Source organism: Clostridium sp. KLE 1755 (assembly GCF_000466465.2).
GTDB classification, from domain to species: Bacteria; Bacillota; Clostridia; order Lachnospirales; family Lachnospiraceae; genus Eisenbergiella; species Eisenbergiella porci.
On the sequence record NZ_KE992725.1, the window covers coordinates 3270 to 9695 of the forward strand.

General features: G+C 51.8%; 5 protein-coding genes. 3 read left to right on the forward strand and 2 right to left on the reverse strand.

Annotation, left to right across the window (positions count from 1 at the left end; genetic code table 11):
• Together HMPREF1548_RS16220 and HMPREF1548_RS16225 are read right to left on the reverse strand one after the other, a co-directional pair.
• On the reverse strand, positions 1-704 hold a 704-nt coding region (locus HMPREF1548_RS16220), incomplete at its 3' end, for a histidine kinase dimerization/phospho-acceptor domain-containing protein (protein WP_021637426.1).
• A 47-nt stretch (positions 705-751) separates the two neighbouring features.
• Positions 752-1423 (reverse strand): response regulator transcription factor, encoded by a 672-nt coding sequence (locus tag HMPREF1548_RS16225; RefSeq protein WP_021637427.1) that lies wholly within the window; start codon positions 1421-1423, stop codon positions 752-754.
• 709 nt (positions 1424-2132) lie between these two features.
• On the opposite strand from HMPREF1548_RS16225, the gene HMPREF1548_RS16235 reads away from it, so the two are divergent.
• From HMPREF1548_RS16235 to HMPREF1548_RS16245, 3 genes are read left to right on the forward strand one after another with little or no spacing between them, the layout of a single operon-like run.
• Positions 2133-4472, forward strand: a complete 2340-nt coding sequence (locus tag HMPREF1548_RS16235; RefSeq protein WP_021637430.1) for an extracellular solute-binding protein — start codon at positions 2133-2135, stop codon at positions 4470-4472.
• Positions 4473-4484: 12 nt separating this feature from the next.
• Positions 4485-5345 carry a carbohydrate ABC transporter permease gene (locus tag HMPREF1548_RS16240; RefSeq protein ID WP_021637431.1) on the forward strand — a complete coding sequence of 287 codons (861 nt, stop codon included), beginning with the start codon at positions 4485-4487 and terminating at the stop codon, positions 5343-5345.
• Positions 5342-6247: a carbohydrate ABC transporter permease gene (locus HMPREF1548_RS16245; RefSeq protein WP_021637432.1), complete on the forward strand. Its 906-nt coding sequence runs from the start codon at positions 5342-5344 to the stop codon at positions 6245-6247. The genes HMPREF1548_RS16240 and HMPREF1548_RS16245 overlap by 4 nt, the downstream gene beginning before the upstream one ends.
• Positions 6248-6426 lie beyond the last annotated feature (179 nt).

The window sequence follows — 6426 nt, forward strand, 5'->3', positions numbered from 1 at the left end:
TGGCAGGCAGAGGCGGCGGAAAGGATCACGGAAAGGGGCGTGCGCAGCTCATGGGAAGCTGCCGCCACAAACTGGATCTGGCTGTCTCTGCTTTTTTGCAGCGGAACCAGCAATCTGCCTGTAAAAAAGTAGGCAAAGAGAATCAGGACCAGGGAGGAAAAAGCCACCAGCATAAAAAAAGTATGCCGCTGCGCCGTTATTTGTTCCTGCAGTGGGGCCAGGGATTCCAGAATCAGTATCGTCAGCTTCCCCGTATTCCTGGAGGATAAGGCGATACAGCCGAAATAATCATCCTGTCCCTGCCCGGCTGAGGAAAAGTGGAACTCCTGATGGGTGATGGTAAAGGCAAGGGGCGTGGGAAACGTTTCGGCATTTTCCTGGTAATAGGCCCAGCCGGCCTCCAGGGCCGCCTTTCTGCTGCCGCCGCCATCCTGCTGTCCCCAGAGAAAATCCTTGTCGTTATCATGGATGCTGATTATGTATTTTCCCCCGCCCTCTAACTTGGAAAGCCATTCATGCGTGATGACCGTCTGATTTTCCAGATTGGAGAGCAGAGTGTTCATATCGTTGCGGAAAGAAGCAAAGCTGTTTTCCTTCAGGTTTTTTTCGGAGATATACAGATAGCTGCAGGCCATAAAAATAAGGACCAGGATGGTGATTCCTGCGCAAAGCAGCGTAAGGCGCCGGTGTACTTGTCGGAACATATTAACCTCTGTTTCTGCGGCGGCTGCCGCAAAGCATATTATGTATCTCAGGCCTCCATGCGGTAGCCTATCCCACGCACGGTTTTCAGCTGTATGCGGCTGCCCACGCTTTTCAGGCGTCTGCGGAGAAAATAAATATAATTGTCAAGATTTCCCTCTTCCACATCCGTATCAGGCCCCCAGACCCGGCAGAGAAGAAGCTGACGGGAAAGCGACTGGCCGCTGTTTCTCAGAAAAGCCTCCAGGAGCGCGGCTTCCCTCCGGGAGAGGGAGCAGGATCCGTCGGGGCCGTCCAGCCTTAATTCCTCCGGAGAATAGCTGATGTCATCAAAAGAAAGCTTCCGCCCCTCCTCCATCCGCCTGGGCCGTCTGCCGATGCTGCGGATTCGTGCCGCCAGCTCTTCAAAGGCAAAAGGCTTTACCAGATAGTCATCGGCGCCGCAGTCTAAGCCGGTTATTTTATCCGTCAGCGTCCCCAGCGCAGTCAGCAGGATGACGGGAACGGTATTTCCTTCCCGCCGTATTTTTTCCAGGACAGCGATGCCGTCCATTTTCGGCAGCATGCGATCCAGCAGAATCAGGTCATAAAGACCCTCCTGCATATAGTAACAGGCTTCTTCCCCGTCAAAGCAGGAATCCACTAAAAAACCCTCCTTTTCCAGCTGGAAAAGAAGCGTCCTGTTAAGTTCTCTGTCGTCTTCCACAAGTAAAATTTTCATAGTCTCTCCCTCAGAGAATATTCATGGCAGCCGTTCGGATAACGGAACAGTTACGGATATCCGGTTATTTGAAATTATCGCGCAATGGCCCGGCTGCCGCCGCGTATCCGTATGGGCATGCGCAGTAAAAGCACTGGTATTTATAAATAGTATATCATAAAAGTATCTAAACAATCTCTAACGAATATTGGAAGAAGGGGCGCAGCATTGGAAGAAAAAACGCAGCGCCAAAATAAGCAGAAGCTGCTTTTTTGTGTGCATTGCGAAGTCTGTTATTGTTCCGCGGAGTGAATTGTAATTAGCAGTTATGTTGTCAGAACAGCTGTGGTTTTAGAGAAAGCTTAGAGGAATTTCTGGTATGATGAAACCAGACTGCAGGAGATATGCAGTGTTGAACTGACAATTGTCAGACACCCCGCTGCAGCAACGAAGCATCTGGTTTGCAACGCTGCCGGGCAGCGGGGCATTTGACTTTCGCGGCAGTCGCCAAATATCTATGAAAGCATGGATGCCTGGCTCATTGCCCGCGGAAATAAAAAAGATTTGCCGATCTGGGAAGGAAGCTGTGAAAAAGGTTCTGAGTGACCTGCGCATTTGCCGGGAAATGAACGAAGATGCAGCACGGGCGGGCATCCGGCCCAACGCGCAGCGATAATAAAAGACAGGATAAGCATGGGTTGATTCCGGAGGACGGCAGAAAGAGGTTTATATGCTGAAACATAAAAAAATAAGAAAAAGAATTCCGGCACTGTTGATTTGTATTCTGTACACTATGACTGTGCTGCTGAGTATGACCGGATGCGGGACAAAGAAAACGGGCTCAGGGGGAACAGCTTCGGAGGAGTCCGGGGCGGCATCGGAGGAAAACGGCAGGGATACGCAGGCGGAGAGCGGCAGTGTGGCGGCCATGGGCCGATATATGGAAAGTACGGCGCCGCTGCCGGAAGGGGCATCGGTAGAAGGACGTACCATGACTATGCTGACTGACGGAAGGCTGGCGTACTTTGACGCAAAGTCAGGACTTCATCTGTCATCGGATGAGGGAAAAAGCTGGATACCGGCGGAACATAATGAGGAGCTTAAAAAAAATATTTCCGAGGATGGTTATGTGTCCGGCGCTTCCATTGCGCCTGACGGGAGTATATTGCTGAGCTATCTGATGTTTGAAGGCGAAGGGGCTTCGCTGAAGGCAGATTCATCAGTTATCCGAATCAGCGTGGATGGGAATATGTCTGAAGTCCCGGCAAACATGGAGGACGGCGATTATGTGGGCAAGGTGTTCGCCAAATCGGAATCGGAAAGCATCGCGCTCAGTATAAGGGGCCGGGTTTTTATGGCAGACTGGGAAAAAGGAGAACTGGAGCAGCTTTTTACGCTGCCGGAACAGCCTGAAATGGTAATTTTTGTGGACGACAGGATGCTGTGCCTGGGCAACAGCGGTGTTACGTCCTATGATATGGCACAGGGAATCACCCTGGAAAAGGATGCGGTGCTGGATGAGTTTTGCAGGGAAAAAATGGGGGCAAAGCTTAATAACAGCTCCGACAGCTACGGCGGCATCCTTTTTCCCGGAGAAGACGGGGCCATCTATGTGGCATACAGCGGAGGGCTGTACCGTCATGTGGAAAACGGCAATGCCATGGAGCAGCTCATTGACGGAAGCTTCAGCAGCCTTGGAGATCCTGCGCTTGGACTGTGCGGCATGCTCCGGCTGGAAAGCGGGGAGTTCCTTCTTTTGACTACCGGGGATGAGATGGTACGTTTTACCTATGACCCGGATGAACCCACGGTTCCTGAAAAGCAGCTGAAGGTATACAGCCTGGTGGAAAATTATACAATCAGGCAGGCGATATCCATATTCCAGAAGGAAAACCCGGATGTATATATCAATTACGAATATATTTATGATTATGCCTATCTGTATGGAGATGACAGCGGCAGCGCCATAACGCCTCAGGATGCGTTGAAGAACCTTAATGTGGAACTGATGAGCGGGAATGGGCCGGATGTGCTTCTGCTGGATGATATGGATGCGGATATTTATGTGCGGAAGGGAATGCTGGCGGATTTGTCAGATATCCTGGACGAACTGACCGGAGAAAAAAAGGTATTTGAAAATATCGCATCCGCTTATAAAGAGGAAAACGGAACCTTCATCATTCCCGCTGCGTTTAAGCTTCCTATGATATGCGGTAAAAAGGAGGATGTGGAGTCGGTGAAGGATTTGTCCACTTATGCGCAGCTGGTGGAAAAGCTCCGTACAGAAAGGCCTGAAAGCAGTATTACGGGAGCTTTTAATGCAACACAGGAGCTGAAGCAGTTGCTGCTCGTGAACAGCAGCAGTCTGCTGGAGGACAGGAAACTGAATACGCAGGCACTGACAGAGCTTCTGATCCAGGCGGCCCGGATATACCAGGCGGACATGGAAGGAATCGGCAAGGAGGAGCTGGAGGTCTGGGGCGATAATAAGAACGCCTGGACGATTGGTTCGATAGCCACCCTGACTGCGGGGGATATGGTTGGGATTATGGCCGGAAATGCAGAAGGGATGCTGTCTGATATGGGCGCCGTCAGCAAGGTTTCGGAAGATAATGGCTATGTATTTGATTTATGGCCGGGCATGGATGGAACCGGTTTTATCCCGGCAAACAAGCTGGCCATAGCCGCAGGAAGCAGCCAGACGGAGCTTGCGAAGAGCTTTGTAAAAATGATGCTCAGTACGGAAATCCAGAAAACGAATTCAGGAGTCGGGTTACCGGTAAACACAGAAGCCTTTGGTATATTGGGTGATATGGACGATCAGATTTCCATGGGAAGCAGCTGGAAGGTCGGAGGCAGGGAAATCCATTTCTCCTATGGCGGTCCGTCCAGGGCTTCGGTGGAGAGGCTGAAGGAGCTTGTAGAGCAGGCGGATCATTCCCTGGAGGGAAACACATTTCTTGAGGACATTGTGGTGCAGTATGGTGTTTCTGCTTTGAACGGCTCCATGACTGTGGAAGCGGCCGTGAGGGAGATACAGCAGAAATCGGCCATTTATCTGGCAGAATAAGGAGTGTGCAGTGTGAAAGGAAAACCTCGTACACAACAAAAGCAGCACAGAAGCAGAAGGGCCTTCCTGGCCTTTCTGCTTCCCAGCTTTCTGGGGGTGGCGGTATTTGTGCTGGTTCCGTTTATCGATGTGTTCCGGCGTTCCTTTACAACGGCGGTTACAGGAGAATTTACGGGACTGGAGAACTACCGGACCGTATTTGAAAATGGACCTTTCCGGCTGGCGGTATATAATACTCTGCGGTTTACATGTATTTGTCTGCCTCTTCTGCTTATTCTGGGATTGGCGGCGGCGCTTATGCTTTCGCAGTTAAAACAGGTGCAGCTGTTCAAATCTTTTTTCCTGCTTCCCATGGCAATGCCGTCGGCTACCATCGTGCTTGTCTGGAAAATGACCTTTTCCGTTGACGGCTTTCTGAACCGGCTGCTGGAAACACATGTGGATTTTATGTGGACGGAGGATGCTTTCTGGGTTCTGGTTTTCAGTTATGTGTGGAAAAACCTGGGTTATACGGTGATATTGTGGCTGGCCGGGATCCTGGCAATTCCGGGGGATTTCATTGAGGCAGCCAGGGTGGACGGCGCGGGAAGCTTCCGGGTATTTTGGTCAGTCATGCTGCCGCAGCTGAAAGGGAGCATGTATACCATAACGGTGCTTTCCTTTTTAAATTCCTTCAAGGTTTTCAGGGAAAGCTATCTGGTGGCGGGAGCCTATCCTCATGAGAGTATGTACATGCTGCAGCATTTGTTCAACAACTGGTTTACCTACCTGGATCTTGATAAGATGGCTGCCGCCGCCGTATGTGTGGGAGGCATTTTGTTAATCGTCATTCTGCTGCTGCAGAGGCTTTGGGACGGGGGTGATGAGCAGTGAAGGAACGGAGAAAACGGCGGGAAGGGCGGCTGCGCGGAAGGCTGAGGAAGCTGACAGGCATGGCGCGGCGGGGTTTTTTCTGCCTGCTCCTGACAGGACCGGTACTGCTGATGTGCGCGCCGGTGTTTCTGTTGCTGTCCGGTTCCATAATGAGCAGCCAGGAGCTGTCCGTTTATCTGCAGCCGCTGTTTCAGGGCGGAGAGGGTTACATCAGCTGGAGGGCGCTGCCATTTTATCCAACGCTGGAGCATTACCGCAGCCTTCTTTTGTATACGCCGCAGTTTTTTACGGTGTTCTGGAATTCTGCCAGGCTGGTGACGATTATCCTGGCGGGTCAGCTTCTGGTAGGTGTGCCTGCAGCCTGGGGCTTTGCCGTATACAGGTTCCGGGGGAAAAAGCTTTTTTTTACCATATATATTGTGCTTATGCTTCTGCCTTTCCAGGTGACCATGCTTTCCCAGTATCTGGTGCTGGACAGGGTGGGAGTGATGAATACGCATTGGGCGGTTATTTTACCGGCGGTTTTTTCCACGTTCCCGGTGTTTTTGATTTACAGGGGGTTCTGCACAATTCCGTCAGGGCTGCTGGAGGCGGGAAGAATTGACGGGGCGGGGGAGTGGCGGCTGTTCTGGCAGATCGGGCTCCCGCTGGCATCGGGCGGGATTTTGTCCGCCATGGTGCTGGGATTTCTGGAGTACTGGAACATGATTGAACAGCCGCTGGCTTTTCTTAAGGATAAGTCGCTTTGGCCGTTGTCCCTGTATCTGCCGGAAATCAGCCAGAACAGGGCCGGGTTCGCATTCGCGGCTTCGGTGGTGACGCTGGTACCTTCGGTGTTTGTCTTTTTGCTGGGGCAGGATTATCTCGAGCAGGGCATCGTAGCCTCCGCTTTGAAGGAGTAGGGGCGGCTCTGCGGCTTTCCGCAGTCTTTCCTGGGATTGTCCCTCGTCCCGTCCTCCTGTCCGGAGGGGTTGCGGGGGTTTTGTCTGTGCGTATTCAAAAATGGGGCATTTCTAACTTCCCGGGTTTTCATGTCGCGGTCTAAATGGTGGAACTCCTCCGGAAGCGGCCTGCGTCGCCG

Bases quoted from the DNA above. Each gene is read 5' to 3' on its own strand.
- HMPREF1548_RS16235 (WP_021637430.1), top strand. From the start codon at position 2,133: ATGCTGAAACATAAAAAAATAAGAAAAAGAATTCCGGCACTGTTGATT.
- HMPREF1548_RS16225 (WP_021637427.1), bottom strand. From the start codon at position 1,423: ATGAAAATTTTACTTGTGGAAGACGACAGAGAACTTAACAGGACGCTT.